Origin of the sequence: Zoogloea sp. 1C4 (assembly GCF_009469605.1) — a bacterium.
GTDB lineage: Bacteria > Pseudomonadota > Gammaproteobacteria > Burkholderiales > Rhodocyclaceae > Zoogloea > Zoogloea oryzae.
This window is the reverse complement of the sequence record NZ_SSXU01000028.1, coordinates 13,756-39,933: the sequence shown is the minus strand read 5'-3', so window position 1 is coordinate 39,933 and position 26,178 is coordinate 13,756. Positions and strand designations below refer to the sequence as shown.

Sequence of the window (26,178 nt, the reverse complement as noted above, 5' to 3'; positions counted from 1 at the left end):
CCAGTCACGGCGGACAAGGTGCGCCAAGCAGAGGTCGGTGGGCATGGTGGTCTCCTGGAGTGAGGCATGGGAGCCACAGGAAACCACCAATGATTATGCGCAGGCGAGATCCGCCACCGGAGCCTGCGGATGTGCTGGCCACTCGCGTTTCAGGCCGCTCTGCCGGCGACTCAGCATAATCGCGGACTGAACATAATTTCGGTTATGCTGAACTCGACATAAGCGCAAGAACTGGTTGTTTGCCGGAACACAGCTGGCAGGCCAGCGCGCGGCTGCCGTGATGAGCCTGATCCAAAGCGCCAAGCTCAACGGGCTCGACCCCTACGAGTACCTGCGTGATGTGCTCACGCGGCTGCCCACACAAAAGGCCAGTCGGATCTCGGAATTACTGCCCCACCGCTGGGCAAGCGTACGCGCTGGCTGAATTCAAAAGAAATTGAAGCGTATTCGTGTCCACGTCGTTCGGCGTGGACACGAATACGCTATTTGGGCTGCCCGGGGGAGATGGGGTGGCCGGACGCTTACAGATGTTTGCCGACTTCCACTTCACCCGGGTGTTCAGCATCGACGGCGGTTACCCGGCGCTGGAGATGGCCTTCGCCGCGACCGAGGCATGAGCATGGATGCCGTGGCCGTCTGGGTGGCTGCCCATCCCCTCACGCCCAGCGACGTGGATTGCGCCACCACGGTGATGCTCAAGATCCTCGACGGCAAATGCAAGATGAGCGAGACCGACAAGGTGGTGATGGCTGCGCTCTACGACGCCGTGAAGCACCGCCCCGGCCAGCGCTTTGGCGACGACCTGCACGCGCTCATCGCCCAGGCCCGCGCCCCCGGCGGCGAGGCGCTGCGGGATTTCATCTACGAGAAACGCGTGCTCGCCGAAACCACGCTGTCGCGCCCCGTGATGAAGGCTTTCAAGGCCATGATCCGGGCCGAAGGCCTGTTCGCCGGGCTTGAAGAAGAGGACGCCGACGCATGAAGCTGCAGATCGAACAGGCCCACATCGAAGCCATGATGGCCGCCTTCCCCCGGCTCGACCCGGTGCGCGAACAGCTCCGCTTCGGGCATCGGGTGGAGATCCCCTTCCACACCCTCGAAGCGCCCGAGCTGGACTTGCTCGAAACCCTCTACCGTGCCGGCGACGCCGAAGACCGCGCCAAGGCCGCGCAGATCGCCACCCTGCGCCACGCGCTGGCCGGCGGCGGGCGGCGCTTCGAGCCCGAAGAGCTGGAGATGGCCGTGCCCGCCATCGCCCGCTACTTGGCCGAAGACGCCAGCCGCGGCTGGGTGTTCTCGGCCGGCATCAACGGCAAGCCGCTGGCCTACGTGGTCACGCGGCTGGATTTCACCCCGCCCTCCGAAGAAGAGAGCGGCAAGATCTTCGTGGAGCTAAAAGCCAACTCCCGCGCGCGCCTTGCGGCCACCACCCTGCGCATCACCGGGCCGGACATCGCCGGGCGCACCATCGCCGAAGTCTTCGCCGCCAAGGGCTACGTGAAGGAAACCCCGGCGCTCCTCGCCAGCTACGACGAGATGGCCGCCCGCTACTTTGACTGGCGCGGGCAATACGGCGCGCAGTTCTCCGGCACCGGCGTGGGCTGGTTTGCCGAGAACCCCACCGCCACCCACCGGGACACCGACTACTCCCGCAAGGACCAGATCATCCTCTCATCCACCGGATCGCCCGCGCGGCTGGTGAACGACGAGAGCATCCTCGGCGAGCGGGTGCTGGCGCTGGACGCCACCGGCGACATCCTCGCCAAGTTCGTCCGGCGGGTGACGCGCGGCGCGCGTCTGTCGGGCAAGGAAGAAGCCGAGGTGGAAGACGCCCAGGCCAGCATCGGCAAGGGCTTGTTCACCGAATTGCCGGTGCATTTCTACATCCTGATGTTCCACCTGGACCTGCACCACTACGTGTGGGTGCATGTGGAGGACATGCAGCCCTACGCCTACCAGCCCGGGCTGAAGGACAAGCTGGTGCTGCCCCCCGAGCAGACCGACCTCATCGACATCCTCACCGCCGAGATGGACGTGCTGATGGACGACATCGTGGCCGGCAAGAGCGGCGGCACCACCGTGCTGTGCGCCGGCCCCCCGGGCGTTGGCAAGACGCTCACCGCCGAGGTGTATTCCGAAATCATCCGTCGGCCGCTCTACCGCGTGCACTCCGGCCAGCTCGGCCTCAACGTGGCCGCAATGGAAACCGTGCTCAAGGACGTCCTCACCCGCGCCCAGCGCTGGGGCGCCGTGATGCTCATCGACGAAGCCGACGTCTACATCAAGCGCCGCGACGACAACATCACCATGAACGCCGTCGTCGGCGTCTTCCTGCGCGTGCTCGAATACTTCAACGGCCTGCTCTTCCTCACCACCAACCGCGTGGACGACATCGACGAAGCCATCGTCTCCCGCTGCATCGCCCTCATCCGCTTCCACCCGCCCAGCCGCGACGACCGCCGCAAGATCTGGGGCGTGATGGCAGAACAGTTCGGACTACAGATCGCGCCGGAACTGCTGGAGCGGCTACCGGACATCTTCCCGCAAGCATCCGGCCGCGACATCAAGGGGCTGGCGAAACTGGTGGGGAAATACTGCAGCCAGAAGGGGGTTGAGGCGGAGGAGGGGGTGTTTCGGAGGTGTGCGGTGTTCAGGGCGATGGAGGTGGGGTAGGAGACAGCGGCGACTCTGAAGGCCCGGTTTGGGCTGTGGTGGTGAACGTGGTGGACAGGGGCGGTTCGTGAATGTACGGTCTTTCGCACAAATCAGGAGTCATCCAATGGACGCCATCTCTTACTCGGCCGCCCGCGCCAACCTTGCCGGTGCGATGGATCGCGTGTGCGACAACCACGAACCCGTCGTCATCACCCGCCGCGGCCAACCATCGGTGGTGATGCTCTCGCTGGAGGACTTCAAGGCCCTTGAGGAAACCGCCTATCTGCTGCGCAGCCCCACAAACGCCAGACGTCTGCTGGCTGCGACGGAACAACTGAACGCCAGGTAGAAATGGAACGAAAGCTGGTCGAATTTATTTATTGCGAGTCGTTCCAGGTCGCGCGCGGGGCGTTGTCCTACCGCGTACATGAGGGCGACCAAATTCGTCCAGTCCCGGGACTATACAGCTTGCTATCAGATGTCAAGAAGTATGCGAACTTGGGAGTCTAAGAGTGAGAGGTCGCTTGGTTGGGCGTTCCCAGATCGTTTGGTCAGATCCCGCGCAATAGCGCCGATTGCAGCCATTTGCTCGTCGGCCTCGTCGAACTTTGGGATGTTGAGGTATTCCGCAACGCTGGCGCCCAAACTGAGCTGTGCCGCATAGGCAGACACTGCCTTGGCGACGGTTGGGGCGTTCAGGAAGCCTGTGAGGTATGCAGCCTCGGGTTCCGATTCGACCGGTATAAAGTAAAGCTTGTGGTCAGGTACAACGGTCTTTTCGCCCGCGTGTTCGATCGTCGCATTTCCGATATAAGCAGCGGCGAAGGTGTTCCCCATCTCGCGCCAGAGCACTTTGAACGGAGCGAAAGTGTAGGGGCCAGTACTCCACAGCGAGTAGAACTCCTGCCCTTTTTGGAACCTCTTTAGGCTGGACCGCTGTTCGAGGTGGCTTTTGAAGCGGTTGAGAAATTTGAACGTGTGCGGGCTTGTGGCTGGCAGGTCTGGATCGCCATGCATTCCGCGTTGAGGGACTAGGATGCGGAGATCTGCTTCTGGCACAGCATTGAACGGTGCAACTCCACGGCCGCGCAAAAGCGGGAATATGTGTTCTGACTCAACCGCCGCGGTGATCTGGGGAATTCCCTTCGTTTTGCCGATGTGGGCTGCATTCTGCACAGTTACAAGGCCGGCTCCAATCGCTCCCATAGCATGGACCCAGAAAATGCCGTTGCGGTCGGTCGTGATGCCTTTCCGTGCCTTGTACTGAGGCTTGGCGCCTGCTGCAAAAACCTTGGAGAACACGACTTGGTCTTGGGCTGACCCGACCAGCCATGGACGTGTCCCATCGCCGCCGGGTACTGGTACCGCGATTCCGTTAATGCGTTTGGCTGTATGGCGGAACTGCTCCGCCGACGCGTAGGCCCGCAGGTTGGCACTGCCGTTTGGGTCTGCGGTCCAGGAGCGGTAGGGCACAGGGAATACAGTAGCTGCGTTCCGTTGGAGAACAAGGAAAGTCGGGTGGTTGCTGACGCCGTCGAATGGCCTGATGTCCTGGTAGTCTTCAACTAGCAGGACGCGGCATTGCAAGCTTCCGTTGTCGATCGAGAAGCGCCTGAATCCGGCGCTGGACTCTGTTGTGAATACGGATCCGGGTAGGAAGAAGCCTAGGCGACCATTTCGCGCAAGGTAGTGCTTCACCGCCTGGTAGGTGATCACAGTCGAGATGTCTGACTCGATACCACCTACCCATTTGTCGGTACTAAATACTCCGAGCTCACGACAATGCTCTTGGATCGACTGGGCGTAATCCTTCGGCAGATTGCTCCACTTGACCCAGGGCGGGTTGCCGCAGATGTGGGAGGAGGGCGGGATTGCGCCGGCAGCGAATCGGTCAGCCAGGATCGAGCACCAGATGCCGTTCCATCCTTGGTCATGGAGTTCGACTAGGTTGCCGACAGTCGTGCTGACGACGGATATGTCTGATGGATTGAGCCCCATGGCTTGCAGGTCGGCATGGATTGCACTGCAGATCTTTGCTGCCGGATAGTCTGCATCGATTAGCAACCGCACCCTTGCAAAGATACGGAAGAAATCAGGGTGGCCGATCATCCTCTCGGGGACAGAAAACTCCCTGGGGCCAACTTCGGTGTGCAGGACGTGGCTGTAGTTCGAGAAAAAATCGACGGCGGCCGGGTAGACCGCGTCCGCCAAGTACACCGGTAGCCGGATGGGGTGCGCGGGGTCGAGGTGCGGCGATAGGAACACAGCAAGCGATCCTTTCGCCGCAAGGACGGCAAGTGGGTTGAGGTCAATGCCGTGGATGCCATCAAGTAGTGATTGGGCCGTTGCGCTGCTGTTTGCCTTGCGCCGGCGGCGGATCGCTTCGAGCAAGAAGGTGCCTGACCCACAAGTGGGATCGGTCAGCGAATCCGATGGTCGCCATTTGAGCAAATCCATCCCGTGTTCAGCCAGCCAGTCCGGAGTGTAGAACTCGCCAAGGGCATGCCTGACTTCCCGAGGAATGAAGCGCTCGTAGATTCCTTTAAAAAGGTCCCGCGTCGTGTCTGCATGCTTCTTCGATACCTCGAAGTCGACCCCGCTCAGCCTGCCCAACATGGCGCCGAGAGGGGTCTGGTAGCGAGGCCAGTCGATGTCGTCCAGATACCAAGAAAAGAAATCGCCGCTCAGCATGTTCAGGATGCCGGCATGCTCGAACAGTTCGCCTGTCTCCACTGCACGCAGCCGTTCCGCCACCGGCACGCCCGGCTCCAGCACGTTTTGGCTGGCCCGGGGAAGTGCGCAGGCGGCAACCACCTTAGCGATGATGGCTATGTATGTATTGAGAGCGAATAGGTACGCAGCCGGGTTCCTTTGGTACGGTTGGTTGTGCGAGATTTCCTGCCGGGCAAGCAGCTTTTTCATGTGCGCAGGCTGAAACCCTACGACTTGGCTGAACAGCCTGCGCCACTCCGAAAACAGCATCTTAGTTTTTGTGGTGGCTGCCGACGCGTCTGCCCTGCAGATGCTAGCGTAGAGTTCGGGAATTAGCGCCGCGCCGTACTCTGAGTCGGGCCCAACCAATGCTTGCAGGATCTGGGGGTGGACGAGCGGACGACCATCGCTTTCCAGTGCGGAAAGTAGGCGTCCAGCCGAGATCCTGTCGAACGTTACGACATCTTCCCAGGCGGTAGTCGCGCCATCGAAATGCCCAAAAGTGATGTGCGCGCCGTCCCATGCGATTAGGACGTACTCGTGGAGTGCACGCCCTTCTTCTGCCGAGATCAGCGCTGCGTACTCTTCAGCTTGTTGGCGCGCATGGATTGCCTTTGCGCTAGCGTGCCCACCAAACGACTTCGGCGGCTCGTACTCGATGACCACGGCGCCGTGCGCCACGTCAGCGAACTTCGTGGGCTTACCCTTCGCTTTGAGGGCACGCTCGAGTTGGAATGGTGTCCAAGGAATAGATAGTTCTGTGCAAGCCTGCTCAAGCGCATTTTCCAGCTCGTGTCGCAGCTGCGCTTCGTTCTTGGCAATCTCCGCTGCGGATAAGACTGCGTTAACGAGTAACGCGATGGTTGTGCTGCTCACAGCAATCCTTTTGCAGACTCAACGGGTAGGTGCATATTGGTTCGAGGCGGCTTTACGGACAGTGGGAGCGTCAAGCGCTACCAAGCCCGCACCAGAGAACAGGTGGGTGAATATTGCCTCTGCAAGCTTTGGCGGAACGGCGTTTCCGATCTGGGTGAACTTTGAGTTCGTTTCGCCAACAGGTGTGAATCCGTTGTCGAAGGTCTGGATGCGTGCGCATTCGCGCCAGGACAGCCTGCGTGGCGCTTCAAGCTTTGGGCGTGTTGGATCGGCTTCCAGGTGCTCGTACTGGTCGGAGAAATCCCAGCGCTGCTTCCAGCCATCCGCGAGGTTGGACCATGTCAAAGTCATCGTCGGACTGGCGGGATGCAGTGTTATATGCCGCCAGTTAGCGACGACGGTGAAAGCCGGGTCAGCCCACTTGGCTTTGCGGTTCCGAGACATGTAGTACCAGGAGAAGTGGCCTTCAGGATCATGAGGGCGCTCGTAGAACTCGCCTTCCGGCCACAAGGGCATGCCTTTGATCGCGTCGCCATGCGATGCGTAGGGGAGGAGCAGGCCCGAAACCTTGGTCGTTTTGCCGTGAGTTTCCTTTGGAAACTCGAAGGCTTGGTTCAAGTCTTTCCTCACGCCAACGATGAATAGTCGCTTCCTCGACTGCGGCACGCCGTAGTCCTTGGCGTTCAGGAGCTTATAAGTGACGTGGTAGCCGGCCTGGTTGTATGCGTCGAGTTGTTCCTTCAGGAAAGTACCACTGCTCAATTGCTGGAGGCCGGACACATTCTCGGCAACGAAATACTTGGGTCGCACGATGCCGACTACACGCAGAAATTGCTTGTACAGGCTCGTCCGCTCGTCCTTCTCAGGATCCCGGTTGCCGGCCATTGAAAAAGATTGGCAGGGATAACCTCCGACCACGACGTCGGCATCTGGGAAGGCCTGGATGCTTGAGATATCCGCATTGCGGATGTCTGAGCCGGGAAAGTACTTTTCCAGTGTCTTGCAGGCGTCCGCCAGAATGTCGTTCGAAAAAATGACGTGGCCGCCAGCTGCTTTCACGCCGAAGTCCATGCCACCGCAGCCTGAGAACAGGGATAGCACCCTGATCTCGCTATCGTTTTGTTCAAATTTCTTTTTCACGCTCTCTGGCTTCTCTGTTGCACATCTTCAGCGTCGGTGCCATGCGGGATAAGGGGCCGCTTGGACTTCAAGTAGCCATCGATCGCGTCGCGTACGACCCAAGCAAGAGAAACTTTATTCTCCGCCGCGATCCTTTCCAGGGCTTGGTACTGCTCTTCCGGGAAACTGATAGAGGCGCGAACCGTGCGCTCATGCGCCCCGCTATCGTTGCGTTTTGCCTGAGGCCGCATGGTTATTCTCCGAACCGAAGAGCAAATGCACCATTTTACACCACAGTGGTGAACGCGGTGGGTGGATGCGGGCGGCGTGCTGATGCTGGATGCGTCAGTGTTCATGTTGGAGCCGCCAACACTCATGTTGGCCTGCGCAACCTTTATGTTGACCGGCGCAACCCTTATGTTGAGTCGCATAACCTTTCTGTTGACGACGCTAACCCTTATGTTGACAGCCCAGTGCTTCATGTTGGTGCGTCAACTGTTTATGTTGACGGTCGAAACCCTTAGTTTGCGACCTCAACATAAAGGTTAGCGCGGTGCACTGTTTATGTTGGCGGCCCAACATAAAGGTTTGGCGAGCCGATTGTTGATGTTGGGCGTGCAACATCGTCGTTGCAGGCGTGCACATCATGGTTTGCGGCGCAGATTGACGCGTCGCACGCGCCGGGTGCTTTCCGCGGCGGGCTGGGATTGAGGTCTGGGGCCGGCGGGGGCGGGTGTGGCGGGGCGAAGAGGGGTGGTGGCGGCGCGGCTGGGGGGCTTCAGGCGCGCGAGGGCTTTGGGCGGGCTTGTGGTTGGGGTGTTGCGTCGGCGGGAGGGGGCGCCGGTGGGGGGAGGGTGTCGGACTGAAGTCCGACCTACAGGGGGAGGTGGGCGGAGGGGGCTGCTTGAAGCGCTGCGGGCCGGTTTTGGCCGGCCCGCGGGGTGATTTACTTCTTCAGTGCTTTCGCAAACGCGCTGGCAAGCGACCCGGCCATCGCTGGCTCGCGGTTCTGTTTGGCAACCGCGGCGCGCTGGTTGCCGCGGGGGGCGTCGCGGCGTTCGCCAGCGGGGCGGCTGGTGGTGCCGGGCTGGTCGCCCATGCGCATGGTGAGGGCGATGCGCTTGCGGGGGAGGTCTACCTCCAGCACCTTCACCTTCACCACCTGGCCGGCCTTGACCACGCTGTGGGGGTCTTTCACGAAGCGGTCGGAGAGGGCGGAGACGTGCACGAGGCCGTCCTGGTGCACGCCGATGTCCACGAAGGCGCCAAAGTTGGTGACGTTGGTGACGACGCCTTCGAGGATCATGCCTTCGGCGAGATCCTTCAGCTCTTCCACGCCTTCCTTGAAGCTGGCGGTCTTGAACTCGGGGCGCGGGTCGCGGCCGGGCTTGTCGAGTTCCTTCAGGATGTCCTGCACGGTGGGCAGGCCGAAGCGCTCGTCGGCGTAGCGCTCGGGCTTGAGCTGGCCGATGGTGCGGGAATCGCCCAGCAGATCGCGCACGCCCTTCTGGATGTCGGCGAGGATGCGTTCGACCACCGGGTAGGCTTCGGGGTGGACGGCCGAGGCATCGAGCGGGTTGGTGCCGTTGGTGATGCGCAGGAAGCCGGCGGCCTGTTCGAAGGTCTTGGGCCCGAGGCGCGGCACTTCAAGCAGCGCGGCGCGGCTGGGGAAGGGGCCGTTGGCGTCGCGGTGGGCGACGATGTTGGCGGCGAGCGTGGGGTTGAGGCCGGAGATGCGGGTGAGCAGCGCGGCCGAGGCCATGTTCACATCCACGCCCACGGCGTTCACGCAGTCTTCCACCACCGAATCCAGCGCGCGGGCGAGGCGGGTCTGGTTAACGTCATGCTGGTACTGGCCGACGCCGATGGATTTGGGGTCGATCTTGACCAGCTCGGCCAGCGGGTCTTGCAGGCGGCGGGCGATGGAGACGGCGCCGCGCAGGCTCACGTCGAGATCGGGGAATTCCTTGGCGGCGAGCTCGGATGCGGAATACACCGAGGCGCCGGCTTCCGACACCACGATCTTGGTCATGTGCAGCTCGGGGCGCAGCTTGATGAGGTCGGCGGCGAGCTTGTCGGTTTCGCGGCTGGCGGTGCCGTTGCCGATGGCGATGAGCGATACCTTGTGCTTCTCGCACAGGCGGGCCAGCGCGTGGAGGCTGCCGTCCCAGTCGCGGCGGGGTTCGTGGGGGTAGATCACGCCGGTGTCGAGGAGCTTGCCGGTCTGGTCCACCACCGCCACCTTCACGCCGGTGCGCAGGCCGGGGTCGAGGCCCAGGGTGGCGCGGGGGCCGGCGGGTGCGGCCAGCAGCAGATCCTTCAGGTTGCGGCCGAACACGCGGATGGCTTCTTCCTCGGCCTGCTCGCGCAGGTTGCCCAGGAGTTCAAGCTCCAGGTGCAGGGAGATCTTGACGCTCCAGGCCCAGCGCACGGTTTCGCGCAGCCAGAAATCCGCCGGGCGGCCCTGATCCTTGATGCCGAAGCGGCCGGCGATGCGCGCCTCGCAGGGGTTGGGGCCGGGGGCGGAGCCATCGGTGGGGTCGGAATCCAGCGCCAGCTGCAGGCGCAGGAAGCCTTCGTTACGGCCGCGGAAGAGGGCCAGCGCCCGGTGCGACGGCACGGTGGAGATCGCCTCGCGGAAGTCGAACCAGTCGCGGAACTTGGCGGCGTTGGGGTCGTTCTCCTTGTCGGCGATGACAGTGGAGGCCACCACGCCGTGATCGGCCAGGTAGTCGCGCAGGGTGCCCAGCAGCTCGGCGTCTTCGGCAAAGCGCTCCATCAAAATCTGGCGGGCGCCGTCGAGCACCGCGCGGGTGTCGGCAAAACCGGCTTCCGCGTTGATGTAACTGGTGGCTTCGGTTTCGGGCGTCAGGGTCGGGTCGGCCAGCAGGGCGTCGGCCAGCGGCGCGATGCCGGCTTCGCGGGCGATCTGGGCCTTGGTGCGGCGCTTCTGCTTGAAGGGGAGGTAAAGATCCTCGAGGCGCTGCTTGGTCTCGGCGTTCTCGATGGCGTCGCGCAGGGCCGGGTCGAGCTTGCCCTGTTCGTCGATGCTCGCGATCACCGCGGCGCGGCGTTCTTCCAGCTCGCGCAGGTAGCCCAGGCGCTCTTCGAGGTTGCGCAGCTGGGTGTCGTCCAGGCCGCCGGTGACTTCTTTCCGGTAGCGGGCCACGAAGGGCACGGTCGCGCCTTCGTCAAGAAGCTGGACCGCCGCAGAAACCTGGCGGGGTTGTACACCTAACTCGGCGGCAATGCGTTGTTCGATCGGCAGAAGCATGGACGGTTGCTGGCGTGGAAAAAGGGCGCATGGTGCAGAAACCCGGCCGCCGCTGCAAGCCCGTCGCCCGACAACTTTCCGGTAGAATTCGCCGATTATTCGTGCCGTGGGCAGCCCCCACCCGTGCACGCCCCGCCGGCCGTCTGATCCGACGTGCCCGGCCTCGCAGGAGATACACACCTAATGAACCCCCTATTCGCTACGCTGGCAGCGGTGGCGTTCGGTCTGATGGTGGCAGGCGGCGATGCCTCTGCCGCGCCGCAGCCCGCGCACCCGGCCAAGGCCGCAAAGCCTGCCGCGTCCAAGCCGGCCCCCAAGCCGGTCGCCCAGAAACCCGTTGCACAGAAGCCTGCTGGCAAGCCGGTGGCCCAGAAGGCCAAGCCGGCGCCCAAGGCCGTTGCCACCCGCGCACCGGCCGCCAAGCCGGTGGTGACCAAGGCGGCGCCGTCTGCCCGCGGTGGCCGCGCCGCGCCGGTGGTTGCCGCCAAGGCTGCGCCGCAGAAGGCCGCACCGGTCGCCCGGGGTGCCGCCCGCCCGGCGCCGATGGTGACGCAGAAGAACAATGGCCGCAACGCGCCGGTCGTCGCCCGTGGTGGCCGCAACGTGGCGCCGACCCCGGCGCCGGTGGTGCGTGGTCGTGCGCCGGCGGTTGTCGCCGCGCCGGCCCGTCCTCAGCCGCAGCTTGAAGCGCCCCGTCCGGTGGTGCGTGCCGAAAGGCCGACGCGTGAAAGCTCCGCCGGGATCGGCCGTGAAGCCTTCACGCCCACCGCGCCCCCGCTGCCCCGTGCTCAGGCGCTGCGCCAGCTCCAGGCGCCCCCGCCGGCCGCGCCCACGGGCCGTCAGACGGTGGTGATCCCGCCGCCGGTGGCCGCTGCGGCACCGGCCGCCATCCAGCCGCCGCAACTGCGCCCGGCCACCGAGCTGCCCAAGCCCGCGCCGGTGCGCCCGGTTGCGCCGATGGCGGGCAATTCGAGCCTGTCGGCAGCCGAAGCCGCCGCTGCTGCGGCTGCCGCCATCGCCGTGCCGCGCGTGGCCGAGCCGGCGCCCGCGCCGGTGGCGGCTGCGCCTGCCGCTGCGCCCGTGGCCCCGGCGCCGCAACCGGCCCCGGTAGCGTCCAGCCCGTCTGCGCCGCCGCTGGCCGCGCCCACCGCGCCGCCCCAGCGCCCCGCCCGTGGCGTGGCCCGGGCCTACGCGATGGATGGCGCCACGTTCTATCAGAGCGGTCGCAAGTACCGGGTGCAGGGGCTGGATGCCCGTGATCCCGGCATGAGCTCCGAGCACGCCACCCAGCGCCTGCAGCGCGCGCTGGACGCGGGCAACCTGACCGTCGAGCCGGTCGAGGTGGATCCGTCCGGCCATACCGTCGCCGTCGTGCGCGTCAATGGCCGCAACGTGGCCGACACCGTGCGGGGTGCCAACTGAGCGTGCAATGAACAACGGCCCTTCGCGGGCCGTCTGCTCGGAATGAACAACGGGGCCTTGCGGCCCCGTTTGTTTTTTGTCTGCCCTTACATGGCGACGAGGGACTGGCGACCCCACCAGTCTGCGCCCGGGGCGAGCTCGATCGGCTCGCGCACCGCGGCGGCTTCGACGCACAGCATCCGGCGGAAGCCGTCGGCCGGCATGTCGGCGAGTTTGGCGCATTTGTCCACCCACGGGTTCCATACCACCACGTCGGGGAAGTTCTCGGCGTGGACGCCCATCGCGCGGTCGTCCTCGCGTACCAGGATGGTGGCCGGGGCCTGGTGGTAGATGCGGTCGATCTCGTCGTCGACCATCACGCCGACGCCGGTTTCCTTCTTGAGGGTGCCGCCGTTTGCGGTGTCGGTGTAATCGAGCCCGCGCAGGCCTTCGATGCGCAGGGATTCCACCTCGCGCACCTTGAGGTAGGTGTGCAGCGCGGCGGTGAAGCTGAAGGGCGCGTCGCCGGTGTTGCTGACTTCCAGCTCCATGTCGAGCCGGCCGCCGCCGATGGAGATGCTCATCTCGGCGGCAAAGGCGTGGGGCCACAGGGCGCGGGTGTCGGCGTCGTCTTCGAGACGCAGGGTGACGACCACGTAATCTTTGCCGGCGCGCTGGTTGGCGAGCGACCACAGGCGGTTGCGGGCAAAGCCGTGAGCCTTGAGGGGGCCGTTGCCGGCAAATTGCGGGAAGCACACCGGCACGCCGCCGCGGATCGCGGTCTGGCCGTCGAACACGGCGTTGGGGCTGAGGTACAGGCGGTCTTCGCCACCGGCGGGCGTCCACGACAGCACCTGCGCGCCGTGGAGGCTGACGAGGGCGACGGCGCCGTCGGGCGTCTGCAGCTTGAGGACGGGCTGGCCGTGGAGTTCGGCCGTTTCGATCTGGTCGGTCATGGTTCTGCGGGGCCCTGCCTGGGCCCGGGAGAGGTTACTGAGGGCGCGATGATAACGCGGCCACTTCGGTGTGGCGGAAGCAGTCGGTGGTGTGATCGTTCACCAGCCCGGCGGCCTGCATGAAGGCGTAGCAGATGGTGGTGCCGACGAAGCGGAAACCGCGCTGTTTGAGGGCCTTGCTGAGCGCATCGGACAGCGGCGTGCTGGCCTGGGCGTCGGCGAGGCTGGCGAGGCGGTTCTGGATCGGGCGGCCATCCACGAAGCGCCACAGCCACGCATCAAAGCTGCCGAACTCGGCCTGGATGGCGAGAAAGGCGCGGGCGTTGTCGATGGTGGAGGAGATCTTGAGCCGGTTGCGGACGATGCCCGGGTTCTGCATCAGCCGCGCCTGGTCGGCATCGGTGAAGCGGGCGACGACGGCTGGGTCGAAGCCGGCGAAGGCTTCGCGATAGCCTTCGCGCTTTTTGAGAACGGTGAGCCACGACAGCCCGGCCTGGGCGCCTTCGAGGGTGAGCAGCTCGAAGAGCGCCCGGTCGTCGTGGAGCGGCACGCCCCATTCGGTGTCGTGGTAGGCCTGGTACAGGGGATCGGCCCCGCACCAGGCGCAACGGACGAGGGGCGTGTCTGCCATCATCAGCCTTGCAGGTTGAGGATGCCGTGCTTGATGGTGTTGTCCTCGGGGTCGTTGGACAGCACGAAGCCCAGGCTGGCGACGAACTTGAGCATGCGCTCGTTGTTCGACAGGAAGATGCCGGTCATGGCGGTCAGACCGCGGGCGCGGGCGGTCTCGATGAGCACGCCCATCAGCCGGCGGGCGAGGCCGCGGTGCTGCCAGTCTTCGGCCACGACGATGGCGAACTCGCAGGTCTCGCCGTCGGGATTGACCGCGTAGCGGGCCACGCCGATCTCCTCCTCGACACCATCTTCTTCGATGATCGCCACGAAGGCCATTTCGCGGTCGTAGTCGATCTGGGTGAGGCGGGCCACCATCGCCGGGGGCAGTTCGCGCATCGTGTTCATGAAGCGCAGGTACTTGGTCTCGGGCGACAGCTTGCGGACGAACTCGACTTCCAGCTCTGCATCTTCGGGCTTGATCGGGCGGACGGTGATGTCGCCTTCGGGCATCGAGATGCGGGTGATGAGGTGCGACGGGTAGGGGTGGATCGCCATGTGGTCGTAGCGATCGGCCGTCGGGGCGATGTTGTCCACCACGATGCGGGCATCCACCGCCACGGCGCCGTGCTCGTCGACGATCAGCGGGTTGATGTCCATCTCGCGGATCCACGGGAGTTCGCAGACCATTTCGGAGATGCGCAGCAGCACGAACTCCAGCGACTCCATGTTGATCGGCGGCATGTTGCGGTATTCGCCGAGCAGGGTGGCCACGCGGGTGGACTTGATCAGATCCTGCACCAGATAGCTGTTGAGCGGCGGCAGGGCGACGGCGCGGTCGGCCTGGATCTCGACGTGGGCGCCGCCTTCACCGAAGGTGATCACCGGCCCGAAGATCGGGTCGCGGAAGGCGCCGACCATGAGCTCGCGGCCGTAGGGCTTGACGACCATCGGCTCGATGGCGACGCCGTTGATGATGGCGTCCGGGCGCTTGCGCTTCACGTCCTCGAGGATTTCCTGGTAGGCGGAGCGCACGGCGGCGAGGCCGTTGAGGTTGAGCCGCACGCCGCCGGTGTCGGCCTTGTGGGTGATCGATGGGGAGTCGATCTTCATGGCCACCGGCAGGCCGAGTTCTTCGGCGAGCACCATGGCTTCGGTGGCGGAGCGGGCGACGACGGTTTGCGCGATGGGAATGCGGAAGGCCGCCAGCAGGGCCTTGGATTCCATCTCGTTGAGGTTCTTGCGGCGCTCGGAGAGGGCGGTCTCGATGACCAGCCGGGCGCTTTCGACGGACGGCGGGTTGAGATCCGACGACAGGGACGACGGCGTCTGCACCAGCAGCTTCTGGTTGCGGTAGTAGGCCGAGATGTGGCCGAAGAGCTCGACGGCGGGCTCCGGCGTGCGGAAGGTGGGGATGCCGGCGGCTTCGAAGATGTGGCGGCCTTCGCGGACCTGCTCTTCACCCATCCAGCAGGTGAACACGGGCTTGTCGGCGTTGCGTTCCACGTCGATGATCTGCTGGGCGACTTCGGTGGGCGAGCACATGGCCTGTGGGCACAGCATGGTGAGCACGCCTTCGACGTTCTCGTCGGCGAGGACGATCTCGAGGGACTTGCGGTAACGCTCGGCGTCGGCGTCGCCGATGATGTCGATCGGGTTGGTGTGCGACCAGGTGGGCGGCAGGATCTCGTTGAGCTTGGCGACGGTGGCGTCGGACAGGGTGGCCAGCGGGATGCGCAGGTCGGCGGCACGGTCGGCAGCCATCACGCCCGGCCCGCCGCCGTTGGTGATGATGGCGAGGCGGTTGCCGCGCGGACGGAAGTGCGAGAACAGCGCGTTGGCGGCAGCGAACAGCTGGCCGAGGTTGTACAGGCGGATCACGCCGGCGCGGCGCAGGGCGGCGTCGAACACCGCGTCTTCGCCCACCATCGCGCCCGAGTGCAGCAGCGCGGCGTGGGAGCCGACCGGGTGACGGCCGACCTTGATCAGCAGCACCGGCTTGACGCGGGCGGCGGCGCGCAGGGCGCTCACGAAGCGGCGCGCGTCCTTGATGCCTTCGACGTACAGGAAGATGCTTTCGGTGCGGGAATCCGACACCATGTATTCGAGGACTTCACCGAAGTCGATGTCCACCGAGGTGCCCAGCGAAACCACCGACGAGAAACCGACGTTGTTGGGGCGCGCCCAGTCGAGGATCGCCGAACAGAGGGCGCCGGACTGGGAGATGAGGCCGATGGAGCCCTTGGTGGCGCCGCCGTGGGCGAAGCTGGCGTTGAGGCCGAGCTCGGGACGCAGCACGCCGAGACAGTTGGGGCCGAGCAGGCGGATGCGGTGGCGGCGGGCGTTCTCGATGGTGTTCTTCTCGAGCATCTTGCCGCGGGGGCCGGCGTCGGAGAAGCCGGACGGGATCACGACCACCGACTTGGTGCCAGCACGGCCGCAGGCGTCGACGATGGCCGGCACGCGGTCGGCCTTGGTGGTGATGATCGCGAGGTCGAGCCGCTGGGGGATGTCCTCGACGCTCTTGTAGCAGGGCACGCCCAGGACTTCTTCGTACTTGGGATTGACGGCGAACAACTTGCCCTTGAACCCCGCCTCCAGCATGTTGCGGACAACCACGTTGCCGAGGGAGTTTTCGCGCTCGGTGGCGCCGATGACGGCCACGGACCGGGGTTCGAAGAGGGGGGTGAGGTAGTGTCGTTCGTTCATGATGGATGCTCGGTTAGTGCAATTCGGTTGGTCTGCTGGGGCGACCATGACCCTTGCCGTAGCCGCGGATATTCTTATCGTCAGTTAACGGACGAATTTTAACTCGCAAGAATGCTGCCGGATATCGGTAAAAGTGCCGATGTATTGCGATGCACAACATTAGTTGTGACTTATATCAACGCTTTTGAATTCAGGCTGTTGCGTAGCAGCAACGGTTTGGCTGCTGCACAACACCCGGAGGTACCGGATCAGTGGCAGAGCGTGAAGAAGAAGCTGGCGCCCTGGTCGGGGGTCGACTGGGCCCAGACGCGCCCTTCGTGGCGCTGGATGACGCGCTGGACGGTGGCGAGGCCGATGCCGGTGCCGGCAAATTCGCTGATGCCGTGCAGGCGGTGGAAGGGGAGGAACAGCTTGGAGGCGAAGGTCATGTCGAAGCCCGCGCCGTTGTCGGAGACGCAATAGACGATCTGCCGGTCGCGCATCTCGGCGTGGAAGCGGATCTGCGCCACGTCGCGGCGGCTGGTGAACTTCCAGGCGTTGCGCAGCAGGTTTTCGAGCGCCACGCGAATCAGCGCCCGGTCGGCTGCGGCGACGAGGTTGGGCTCGACGTGGATCTCGATGGCGCGTTCCGGGTCTTCCTGGCGTAGTTCGTTGAGGATCTGTTCGACGATCTGGCTGAGGTTCACCTGCTCGCGCTTCATGGCCTGGCGGGTGAGGCGGGCCAGGTCGATCAGGTCGTCGATGAGGCGCGCCATCTTCTGGGTGGCGATGCGGATGCGGTGGAGGTATTCGCGGCCGGTTTCGTCCAGGCGCGGGGCGTAGTCCTCGGCGACAATCTGGGCGAAGCCGTCGATGGCCCGGAGCGGCGCCCGCAAGTCGTGGGACACGGAATACGAGAAGGCTTCGAGCTCGCGGTTGGAGGCTTCGAGCTCGGCGGTGCGCACCCGTACGCGGGCTTCAAGCTCGAGGTTGAGGTTGCGCTGGGATTGCTCGGCTTCCTTGCGGGCGGTGATGTCGTCCAGCGTGCCGGAGCTGCCCACCACGTGATCGTAGGTGTCGCGCAGGGGGCGGATGGTGGCCTCGACCCAGCGCAGGCCCTCGGAGTGGGTGCGCAGGCGGAACTCGAACTGGGCGATGTCCTCGTAGCCTTCGCGGATGCTGCGCAGGTGCTGCTCGACCCGGCTGCGGTCTTCGTCGGCGACGAAATCCAGCAGGCTCTGGCCGATGGACAGCCGGCCGTCGAAACCGGTGGTGTGGCGCCAGGCCCGGTTGAGGAAGGTCACGCGGCCTTCGCCGTCGGTCTGGAAGAGGATCTCGTTGACCGACTCGACCACGTCCCGGTACATGGCGCGGCTCTCGCGCAGCACCTGCTCGGCCGACAGCCAGCGGGCCACGTCACGCAATACATAAAGCACCGCCGGCTGGCCGTCGAAGCGCATCCGCACGCCGGTGGCCTCGGCGTTGATGCATTCGCCGTCGAGGCGCTGGTAGCGCAGGGGCAGCGGGGCGAGGCCGGTCTGCTCGGGGTTGGCGGCAAACTGCTGGAGCCGCGCGGCTTCCATCGCCCGGTCGTCGGGATGGACCAGCGAGAGCATTGCCACGCCTTCGAGTGCGCGGGTGTCGTCGGCGGCAAACAGGCGGCGGCTGGCGGCGTTGGAAAGATGAATGCGCCCATCGATGCACACCAGGGTGGCCTCGGGTGAGAGCTCGAACAGCTGGCGGTAGCGCTCCTCGCCCGCGCGGCGGGTGTCGAGGGTGTCGCGCACTGCGGAGATGTCCTCGACGACCACCGCGAAGGACGGCGGCGTGTCGTCGCGGCCGGGGATCAGCCGGACGGATTCGCGGCACCACAGCATGCTGTCGTTGGCGCAGTGGTAGCGCACGTCGCGGCTGTAGTGGTCGATCTCGCCCGTGAGGCAGCGGGCCCGCAGGGCCTTGCCAGCGGCGGCGTCCTCGGTGCTCATCACGGCGTCGAGGCCGGCTCCGACGAGTTTCTCGGCGGGCTGGCCAAGGAAATCAGTGAGGGCGGCGTTGACCTGCAGCCAGCGATCATCCACCGAGATTCGCCCGACATTTGCCGGAACGCGCTCGAAGAGGGCGCGAAACAGGGCTTCGTCCCGCTGCAGGCGTTCCCGGGCGACGACCCGGTCGGTAATGTTGCGGGTGGTGCCGCAGTAGCCGGCGAACACGCCCCGGTTGTCGAACACCGGAATCCCCGATTCACTCAGCCAGATCGCCCGGCCGTTGCGGTCGCGGCGGCAGAACACCAGGTTGGAGAACGGCTCGATCTGCTTGAGCTGCGCAATGTGCTCGGCCCACGGGGCTTCGTCCGGGGATTCGCCGGGCAGCTCCCAGCGGCGGTTGCCGATGGCGTCCTCGGCGGCGAGGTCGGCCAGGTGGCCGGAGCTGGCGGTGATCGCGGTGTAGCGCAGGTTGGCGTCCTGCTCCCAGTAGCCGTCGGTGCTGTAGGCGATGAGGGCGTGGATGCGCTCTTCGTTGCGTTCGAGGTTGGCCGACAGGCGGGCCCGGTCGGTGACCTCGCGGCCGATGCCCCGGTAGCCCTGGAACTGGCCGGCGGAATCGAAGATCGGCCGGCCGCGCAGTTCAAGGTAGCGCACCTCGCCCGTCGCACTGCGGCGCGTGAGCGTGACGGCGATCGGTCCGTGCCGGCCCAGGCTTTCCTGGTGGGCGATGGCGAAATCGGGCGGCAGCTCGGGGACGATCACCTCTTCCCAGCTGCGGCCGATGGTGTCGGGCGGGATGATGCTGGGCGGGGTCGGGGCGTCGGGCACTGGCACGAAGCGCAGCGTGGCGTCGGTTTCCCATGGCCAGTCTGAGGCGATCTCGACGAAATCCCGCCACGGGGTGGTTGGCACACCCGGGGGCATGGGGCGGGGCGGCATCGCCGACAGCGGTGGCGCACCCGCGACCGACAGGGGGGCTGGCGCCGGCGGCGGCACGGGGCGTGGGCGGGAGATCCGGCCGAGGAGCAGGCCGGCTGCCAGCCCGCCGCCGGCCACCAATAGATAGGGCAGGGAAGTCTGGATGCTGAAGTCGCCTGCCTCGCCCGCGGCGGCAAGAACGACGGGCGCGTAGGCGCCTCCCGCAGCGAGCAGAAAGGGGAGGGCTGCCCGACGGAGCAGCGGAGAGGCGGGACGGAAGAGCATCAATACATATTATCTGCGCCACGAATGCATTTTTCGCAGCCCAACTCGCCATCGAGCATGCGGCGTGACACGGAGTGTGTAAAATTTCTCTAAACGGCTATCAGGCACGGACCGGCTGCCGCGGCAGTGGTTCAGAAGCGTTTCAGAAAATTTTTTGATTTTCTGTTTGACTGATAGGAAGAGGCTATGTATTATTCGCGCCTCTCGGGGTGTAGCGCAGTCCGGTAGCGCGCTTGCTTTGGGAGCAAGATGTCGGGAGTTCGAATCTCTCCACCCCGACCAAAGCTTGACCCGGGTGCCCGCGGCGATCTGCCCGTAGCTCAACTGGATAGAGCACCGGCCTTCTAAGCCGGGGGTTACAGGTTCGATTCCTGTCGGGCAGGCTCAGACAATTTGGTTTCTGGTTGGCGACGCAAGTCGATGACCTTCAGTGGCGGCATTAGCTCAGTTGGTAGAGCACTGGATTGTGATTCCAGGTGTCACCGGTTCGATCCCGGTATGTCGCCCCAAGCAATACAGCGAAAGCCCCGAGAAATCGGGGCTTTCTGCTTTTCGGCGCTGCCGTCTTCCCGTGTGTCTTCTCGCCTGACCGGATTCAGGCGGTCTTCGGTGACCGCCGGGTGACAGGCGTCGCAACAACGACGCCGCGCGGGGGCTGTTTCGCACCGTTGCCCGATGCGACGCCATGGTTTCAGCCTCCCTCTTCCGCTTCCAGTCCCTTGATCCGCCGGTAGAGCGTGCGCTCGCTGATGCCCAGCCGCGTGGCCAGCGCCTTGCGTGAGCCGGTGTGGTTGCGCAGGGCGGCGGCGATTTCCTCGTCGCTGGGCGCGGCGGTTTCGGGCGTGAGGGCGGGCGCTGCCGGCAGGTTGCCGCGAGTGAGGTCGTCACCCATGGCGGTGGCGGCGGGCTGCAGGAGTTCGTCGGGCAGGTGGTTCGGCATGATGGTGTCGCCGTCGCACAGCAGGCTGGCCCGTTCGAGGATGTTGCGCAGCTCGCGCACATTGCCCGGGTAGTCGTAGGCGACGAGGCTGGCCAGCGCTTCGGGCGCGATGCGCAGCTTGCGCTCCGGCGCCACGCGGCCGAGGAGCACCTCGGCCAGCAGCGGGATGTCGTCGCGGCGGTTGCGCAGGGGCGGCAGGCCGATCGGGAAGGCGTTGACCCGGTAGAACAGATCCTGGCGGAACTGGCCGTTCTCGACGAGGGCTTTCAGCGGGCGGTGAGTGGCGGAGATCAGCCGGATGTCGGCCCGGATGAGCTCGGTGCTGCCTACCCGCCGGTAGGTGCCGGTTTCCAGCAGGCGCAACAGCTTGACCTGCATGGTGAGCGGGATGTCGCCCATCTCGTCGAGGAAGAGCGTGCCGCCGCTGGCGGCTTCGACGAGCCCGATCTTGCGGGTGTTGGCGCCGGTGAAGGCACCCTTCTCGTGGCCGAAGAGTTCGCTCTCGAAGAGCGTCTCGGTAAGGCCGGAGCAATCCACCGCGACGAAGGGCCGGTCGGCGCGCCGGCTGGCGTCGTGGATGGCCTTGGCGGCGAGTTCCTTGCCGGTGCCGGATTCGCCCTGCAGGAGCACGGTGGCTTCCGACGGCGCCACCCGGGCGACCAGCTCGAGCATCGCCCGGAAGGCCTGGGAGCGGCCGATCAGACCCTTGTCGTCGGCAAACCCGCGGGCCACCGGCAGCGGTTCGAGCTTTTCGATGAAGTAGGCGATCTCGCCCTGGGCGTCGCGTACCGGCGACAGCTCGATGTTCTCGTAGCTCTCGCCAGACGAGGTGTGGTGCAGATGGACGACCCGCTCCCGCTGGCCGGAGATCAGGCTGCGCGCCAGCGGGCAGGATTCGCCGGCCTGGTCGCAGGGCACCGGGTAGCGGTGCGAGACCTCGTAGCACTTGCGCCCGATGAGATCCTCCGGCCGCCCGCAATTGGCCCGGTAGGCCGCGTTGGCCGCCAGGATGCGGTAGCTGCGGTCGCACAGGATGTGGGGCTCGGGCAGGGAATCCAGAAAGGAGACGAGCTCGGGCAGGGGATGGACGCTGGCGGTCATGGGGAGGCTTCTGCCAAGTAGACTGCCAGATGCTGTCATGGCGGTGTCTGGCGGTCAATCGGTGTCATCGCGGAGATTCCGCGGCGCCCAGCAGGTGACTGTGAAAAAAGGGATTTCCGGGCCCGGCGCGGGTTGGCACGGGGCTTGATTGGGTTTGCACATCGGGGGTGAAAGGCGGCAGGCTATGGCGTTGCTGATCCAACCCCTTTCATCTGCCCTCAAGAGGAGAGCCGTTTGATGATGACCCGCTTGTTTCGATCGTTTCGGGCGCTGTTCGTGCTGGGTGCGCTGCTGCTTGGCATGGAGGCCATGGCTGCGCCGCTCGCCCCTGGTGCGGTTTTTCCGGTGCTGAACCTGGAGGATCAGCACGGCAAGGTGCTGGCGGTGCCGGCTGGGACGCGGGTGGTGCTTTTTGCCGCTGACAAGACGGCGAGTGATCTTGCCAACGCCTTGCTGGCGGCTCAGCCTGCTGGCGTGCTGGATCGGCTGCAGGCGGCCTATCTGGCCGACATCAGCGCGATGCCCGCGGTGATCACCCGCATGTTCGCGCTGCCTGCCCTGCGCGCGCTGCCTTTCCGGGTGGGGCTCGCGCGGGACGCGTCGCTGCTGGCCGATGTGCCACGTCAGCGCGGCGCGGTGTCGGTGATCCGGCTGTCCGAGGGGCGGGTCGATCGCATCGATTTCGCCAGCGACGAGGTGCAGCTCAGGTCGGTCCTTGGCCTTCAGTAGCGTTTTGCGGAGCCCTGCCATGCGCTGGAAATCCTGTTCGCACCGGCTGGGACATGCGGCGCGGGGTGCTCCGGTTGGTGCAAAACTCCGACTTCGCGCCTCAGATCCAGGCCGAGCGGAGTCACCGCGGACCTGGCCGTAATTTCAGACGGGTTCCCGTCTGCTGAAAGGCTGGCACAACAGCGGCCTGTCGCCACGCCCGAAGATGAATCCGGAAGAGATGTATCGCCATGAACCCGACTGAGTTGCCATCCATCGAGCCCACGCCCATAAATCAAGCTGCTGCACCATCCCACTCCCTCGCCCACCTGCCGGTGGCGCTGTTTTCCACCGTGATGGGCATTGCCGGTCTGGCCCTGGCTTGGCAGAAGGCTGCCCGCCCGCCTGCTTGGCTGGCCGGCAGCCGTTGGGCAGGGATTGGTCTGGGTGGCGAGTGCCGTGTTTGTCGTGGTGGCCTTCGCCTACCTCGTCAAATGGCTGCGTCATCCGGATGCGGTGCATGCCGAGCGGGCGCATCCGGTGAAGATGAACTTCGTGCCCACTATTTCGATCGGCATCCTGCTGCTCGGTGTCGCCTGGCAACCGGTGGTGCCGGCGTTCGCCAGCGGGGTGTGGGTGGTTGGTGCTGCGCTGCATCTGGCGCTCACGCTGATCACGATGAGCGCCTGGATCCACCATACCCACTTCGAGGTGCAGCATCTCAACCCGGCGTGGTTCATCCCGGTGGTGGGCAACATCATCGTGCCGTTGGGCGGCGTGCATTTTGCGCCGCTGGAGTTGTCGTGGTTCTTCTTCAGCATCGGGCTGGTGTTCTGGATCGTGCTGCTGGCGGTGGTGATGTACCGGCTTTTCTTCCATGCGCCGCTGGCCCTGCGTCTCACCCCGACCCTGTTCATCCTGCTGGCCCCGCCGTCGGTGGGCTTTGTGGCCTATACCGGGCTGACCGGCGGACTCGATGCCTTTGCCCGCGTCCTGTATTACACGGCGCTGTTTCTGGCGCTCCTGCTGGCAAGCAATGCGCTGCGTTTCTACCGGCTGCCGTTCTTCGTGTCGGCCTGGGCGTACTCGTTTCCGTTGGCCGCGCTCACGACGGCCACGCTGCGGATGGCGGAGCTCTCCGGGCTGGATTTCTTCGTCTGGCTGGGCAGCGGCCTCCTGGGGGTGACCAGTGTGGTCATCGCGCTGCTTGCGGTGCGAACCGTGCGGGCGGCGGTCGCAGGTGAGCTCATCGCCGGAGAGTGAGCTGGCTGACAGTGTCGGCTGTCATGGCAGGGGTGCTGGCAGATCAGGTGGCAGAGCCCGTACCCTCTGCAAGGCGGGTTGATTCTTCAAGGTGTTGATTTATTGGGTGGTTTTATTCTTGGGTGGGCTGGCACGGATGTTGATATGTCCAGCCTGACATCACAGAGGCTCCGCTTGTCCCGCGAGCCCCCAACGGAGAGAACCCCATGTCCAGCAATAACCTGTCCCCTGCCGGCTGTAGCGTCGGTGCACCGTGCAACCCTTCCCGCCGATCCCTGCTGATCGCCACCGCCGGTGCCGGCGGGGCGCTGGCGGTGGGTGCGGCTGTGCCCTTCGTCGCCAGCCTGACGCCGTCCGAGCGGGCCAAGGCCGCCGGGGCGCCGGTTGAGGTGGATATCGACAAGCTCGCCCCGGGCGAGATGATGGTCGTCGAGTGGCGCGGCAAACCGGTGTGGATCCTGCGCCGCACGCCCGAGATGCTGGCGGCGCTGGCCAAGGCCGAGCCCAATCTGGCCGACCCGGGATCAACGGTGGACGCCCAGCAGCCCGAATACGCCCGCAACGCCCATCGCTCGCTGAAGCCCGAGCTCTTCGTGGCGGTGGGCATCTGCACCCATCTGGGCTGCTCGCCGTCGAGCGCCTTCCAGGCCGGCAACCCGGCCCTCGGCGCCGACTGGCCCGGCGGCTTTCTGTGCCCGTGCCACGGCTCCACCTTCGACTTTGCCGGGCGGGTCTTCAAGAGCAAGCCGGCGCCCACCAACCTCGAGGTGCCGCCTCACAAATATCTGTCGGACGCGCGTCTGCTGATCGGCGCGGACGACTCCGGCGCGGCCTGACCGGGAGCGCAATCATGAGCAGACACGATCTGGACCATCCTGCGTCGGACCATCCCGACCCGGGGTTCCGCATCCTGTCGCTCGCCACCGGCGTGGTGCTGGCGTTGCTGCTGGTGCTTTTTCCCCGTGTGGCGATGGACCGCTGGGGCGGCGCCGACCCGCTGGCGGCGGGGGTGCTGTTGTGGGCGATGGTCGCCGGCTTTGCCAGCGGCCTGAGCCTGGTGCCCCGGCAGCGGGTGCTGCGTGGCCTGCTGTCGAGCGAGGCCTGTCTGCTGGCGCTGGTGCTGTCCCTGCTGCAGATTGCCAGCCACTGAGGGTGTTGCGATGTACTTCCGGCAATTCTTCGATCCCTGCAGCGCCGCGATGAGCTATCTGATCGCCGACCCGTCCAGCGGGCAGGCGGTGCTCATCGACCCCAACCCCGATCCGTGCCAGGCGCTGGTCTTCAAGGCGCTGCTGGCCGAGCGCCGGCTCGAACTGGCGCTGGTGCTGCTCACCCACGCCCACTGCCCGGCGCTGGACGGGCTGGCCGATCCCTACCCCGGCACGGTGGTGGTGGCCGGCGCTGTGCCAAACGCCGGCGACGGCTTCCGCCAGGCCATCGACGGCGAGATGCTGCATTTCGGCAACGAAGCCATCCGGGTGATCGCCACCCCGGGCCACACGCCGGCCAGCGTGAGCTTCCTGTGGCACGACCGGCTGTTCTGCGGCGATGCGCTGGAGCTGGGCGGCTGCACCCGGGCCGAGACCGGCGAGGGCGATCCGGGCCGGCTCTACGACTCGGTCGTCACCCGCCTCTTTGTGCTATCGGACGAGGTGCTGGTGTTTCCTGGCCACGATTTTCACGGTCGCACCGTCTCGACCATCGGCGAGGAGCGCCGCCGCAATCCCTACTTTCTGGCCCGTTCGCGGGATGCCTTCGTGGCCGCCTTCCGGGCCCGGCAGCAGGAGGCCTTGGCCCGGCCGGCGTTCGTCGGGGCCGCGCCGCTTCACCACTGAAATCCATCCACAGCGGAGAAAACCCATGTCCCTCCTCATCACCGAAGGCTGCATCAACTGCGACGTGTGCGTGCCCGAGTGCCCCAACGAAGCCATCGCCCAGGGCGACGACATCTACACCATCGACCCGGCGCGGTGTACCGAATGTGTCGGCCACTTCGACGAAGAGCAATGCGTCCAGATCTGCCCGGTGGACTGCATCGTCCACGACGACGCCCACGTGGAATCCCGCGCCGAGCTGATGGCCAAGTTCGAGCGTCTCGCCGCCTGAGCACGATTTTGCCGTCGTCCGGCGGCCGATTTGCTACGCTTCAGGCAGGGTAGCCTGGAGAGAGCAGCAAGATGGACAGTCTGGAATTACGCAGCCGGATGATCGTGCTGGCTGTTGCGCTGGGCGCGATGGCTGCGCCGGCGTTGGCGGTGAACAAATGTGTGGGTACCGATGGCAGCGTGACCTACACCGATGGCCCCTGCGCCGGGGGCACGACCCAGGCCAAGCGGATCGAGACGCCGCCACGGCTCTCGTACCGGGAAGAGATGGAGGCGCGCCGCCGCAGCGAGCGGGTCGTGGAGGACGCCCGGGCGCTGGAGGCCCGTCAGTCCGCCGAACGGGCCGCTCGCGAGCGCCGTCAGGAAGCCGAGCGTGCTGCCGAGCTTGCCGCCCAGCAGCGCCAGGCGCGCCAGGAGAGCCTGCGGGAGGAGCAGGAGCGCTGGAGTGTGACCCAGCCGGTGGTCCGCCGCTACGTGCCGCCGATCCAGGTGGTGCCGCCCCGGCCGGTCATCAAGCCGCCCGAGCCCGAGCGGCCGCAGCCGATGCGCTCCTATCCCTTCCGGTAGTTCATTTGTATTA

20 protein-coding genes, 3 tRNA genes and 1 pseudogene are annotated in these 26,178 nt (G+C 65.5%); 15 read left to right on the top strand and 9 right to left on the bottom strand.

What is annotated here, in order from left to right; genetic code table 11:
* Positions 1–223: 223 nt before the first annotated feature.
* The 4 genes and pseudogenes from GH681_RS20675 to GH681_RS20660 form a co-directional block, all read left to right on the top strand.
* Positions 224–424, top strand: a pseudogene (locus GH681_RS20675) (transposase domain-containing protein); the annotation flags it as partial.
* A 189-nt stretch (positions 425–613) separates the two neighbouring features.
* On the top strand, positions 614–982 hold the full coding sequence (locus GH681_RS20670; RefSeq protein WP_153163437.1) for a hypothetical protein: 369 nt from the start codon (positions 614–616) through the stop codon (positions 980–982).
* Positions 979–2,673 carry an ATP-binding protein gene (locus tag GH681_RS20665; protein ID WP_153163436.1) on the top strand — a complete coding sequence of 565 codons (1,695 nt, stop codon included), beginning with the start codon at positions 979–981 and terminating at the stop codon, positions 2,671–2,673. Before GH681_RS20670 ends, GH681_RS20665 begins: the two co-directional genes overlap by 4 nt.
* Before the next feature lie 106 nt (positions 2,674–2,779).
* Positions 2,780–3,004 (top strand): type II toxin-antitoxin system Phd/YefM family antitoxin, encoded by a 225-nt coding sequence (locus tag GH681_RS20660; RefSeq protein WP_153163435.1) that lies wholly within the window; start codon positions 2,780–2,782, stop codon positions 3,002–3,004.
* A gap of 125 nt (positions 3,005–3,129) precedes the next feature.
* Here GH681_RS20660 and GH681_RS20655 read toward each other — a convergent pair whose 3' ends face one another.
* The 4 genes from GH681_RS20655 to GH681_RS20640 form a co-directional block, all read right to left on the bottom strand.
* Positions 3,130–6,243 carry an N-6 DNA methylase gene (locus GH681_RS20655; RefSeq protein ID WP_153163434.1) on the bottom strand — a complete coding sequence of 1,038 codons (3,114 nt, stop codon included), beginning with the start codon at positions 6,241–6,243 and terminating at the stop codon, positions 3,130–3,132.
* Between the two features lie 18 nt (positions 6,244–6,261).
* Complete coding sequence (locus GH681_RS20650; RefSeq protein WP_153163433.1) at positions 6,262–7,383, bottom strand: DNA cytosine methyltransferase; 1,122 nt, start codon at positions 7,381–7,383, stop codon at positions 6,262–6,264.
* Positions 7,380–7,844: a CopG family transcriptional regulator gene (locus tag GH681_RS23805; RefSeq protein ID WP_228112008.1), complete on the bottom strand. Its 465-nt coding sequence runs from the start codon at positions 7,842–7,844 to the stop codon at positions 7,380–7,382. Before GH681_RS23805 ends, GH681_RS20650 begins: the two co-directional genes overlap by 4 nt.
* A 464-nt stretch (positions 7,845–8,308) precedes the next feature.
* A complete protein-coding gene (locus GH681_RS20640; protein ID WP_153163432.1) occupies positions 8,309–10,636 on the bottom strand; it encodes a Tex family protein in 2,328 nt (775 codons plus the stop codon).
* Between the two features lie 183 nt (positions 10,637–10,819).
* On the opposite strand from GH681_RS20640, the gene GH681_RS24075 reads away from it, so the two are divergent.
* A complete protein-coding gene (locus GH681_RS24075) occupies positions 10,820–12,058 on the top strand; it encodes a hypothetical protein (RefSeq protein WP_194271302.1) in 1,239 nt (412 codons plus the stop codon).
* Between the two features lie 86 nt (positions 12,059–12,144).
* Here the strand turns inward: GH681_RS24075 and GH681_RS20630 are convergent, their stop codons facing one another.
* The 4 genes from GH681_RS20630 to GH681_RS20615 all read right to left on the bottom strand — a co-directional run bounded on the left by GH681_RS20630 (position 12,145) and on the right by GH681_RS20615 (position 19,481).
* Positions 12,145–12,993 (bottom strand): D-hexose-6-phosphate mutarotase, encoded by an 849-nt coding sequence (locus GH681_RS20630; RefSeq protein WP_153163431.1) that lies wholly within the window; start codon positions 12,991–12,993, stop codon positions 12,145–12,147.
* Between the two features lie 34 nt (positions 12,994–13,027).
* Positions 13,028–13,624 carry a DNA-3-methyladenine glycosylase I gene (locus GH681_RS20625; protein WP_153163430.1) on the bottom strand — a complete coding sequence of 199 codons (597 nt, stop codon included), beginning with the start codon at positions 13,622–13,624 and terminating at the stop codon, positions 13,028–13,030.
* A 2-nt stretch (positions 13,625–13,626) separates the two neighbouring features.
* Positions 13,627–16,314, bottom strand: coding sequence for a bifunctional acetate--CoA ligase family protein/GNAT family N-acetyltransferase (locus GH681_RS20620; RefSeq protein WP_153163429.1), 2,688 nt, complete (start codon positions 16,312–16,314; stop codon positions 13,627–13,629).
* Between the two features lie 248 nt (positions 16,315–16,562).
* Positions 16,563–19,481, bottom strand: coding sequence for a PAS domain S-box protein (locus tag GH681_RS20615; protein ID WP_153163428.1), 2,919 nt, complete (start codon positions 19,479–19,481; stop codon positions 16,563–16,565).
* A gap of 205 nt (positions 19,482–19,686) precedes the next feature.
* Between GH681_RS20615 and GH681_RS20610 the strand changes: the two genes are divergently transcribed.
* The 3 genes from GH681_RS20610 (at position 19,687) to GH681_RS20600 (ending at position 19,990) form a co-directional block, all read left to right on the top strand.
* Positions 19,687–19,763: transfer RNA gene (locus tag GH681_RS20610), tRNA-Pro, on the top strand.
* 27 nt (positions 19,764–19,790) lie between these two features.
* Positions 19,791–19,864, top strand: a tRNA-Arg gene (locus GH681_RS20605).
* 50 nt (positions 19,865–19,914) lie between these two features.
* Positions 19,915–19,990, top strand: a tRNA-His gene (locus GH681_RS20600).
* Positions 19,991–20,172: 182 nt separating this feature from the next.
* Here GH681_RS20600 and GH681_RS20595 read toward each other — a convergent pair.
* Positions 20,173–21,522, bottom strand: coding sequence for a sigma-54-dependent Fis family transcriptional regulator (locus tag GH681_RS20595; RefSeq protein ID WP_153163427.1), 1,350 nt, complete (start codon positions 21,520–21,522; stop codon positions 20,173–20,175).
* A gap of 237 nt (positions 21,523–21,759) precedes the next feature.
* Between GH681_RS20595 and GH681_RS20590 the strand changes: the two genes are divergently transcribed.
* The 7 genes from GH681_RS20590 (at position 21,760) to GH681_RS20560 (ending at position 26,165) form a co-directional block, all read left to right on the top strand.
* Positions 21,760–22,251, top strand: coding sequence for a hypothetical protein (locus GH681_RS20590; protein ID WP_153163426.1), 492 nt, complete (start codon positions 21,760–21,762; stop codon positions 22,249–22,251).
* Positions 22,252–22,677: 426 nt separating this feature from the next.
* On the top strand, positions 22,678–23,493 hold the full coding sequence (locus tag GH681_RS20585; protein WP_255425199.1) for an SLAC1 anion channel family protein: 816 nt from the start codon (positions 22,678–22,680) through the stop codon (positions 23,491–23,493).
* 206 nt (positions 23,494–23,699) lie between these two features.
* Positions 23,700–24,329, top strand: a complete 630-nt coding sequence (gene petA, locus GH681_RS20580) for a ubiquinol-cytochrome c reductase iron-sulfur subunit (RefSeq protein WP_153163425.1) — start codon at positions 23,700–23,702, stop codon at positions 24,327–24,329.
* A gap of 14 nt (positions 24,330–24,343) precedes the next feature.
* Positions 24,344–24,643: a cyd operon YbgE family protein gene (locus tag GH681_RS20575; RefSeq protein ID WP_153163424.1), complete on the top strand. Its 300-nt coding sequence runs from the start codon at positions 24,344–24,346 to the stop codon at positions 24,641–24,643.
* Between the two features lie 49 nt (positions 24,644–24,692).
* The gene (locus tag GH681_RS20570) at positions 24,693–25,328 is read left to right on the top strand and encodes an MBL fold metallo-hydrolase (protein WP_153163423.1); all 636 of its coding nucleotides are present in this window, start codon (positions 24,693–24,695) and stop codon (positions 25,326–25,328) included.
* A 25-nt stretch (positions 25,329–25,353) separates the two neighbouring features.
* Positions 25,354–25,599: a YfhL family 4Fe-4S dicluster ferredoxin gene (locus GH681_RS20565; RefSeq protein WP_153163422.1), complete on the top strand. Its 246-nt coding sequence runs from the start codon at positions 25,354–25,356 to the stop codon at positions 25,597–25,599.
* Positions 25,600–25,670: 71 nt separating this feature from the next.
* Positions 25,671–26,165, top strand: coding sequence for a DUF4124 domain-containing protein (locus tag GH681_RS20560; RefSeq protein ID WP_153163421.1), 495 nt, complete (start codon positions 25,671–25,673; stop codon positions 26,163–26,165).
* The last annotated feature ends 13 nt before the right edge of the window (positions 26,166–26,178 follow it).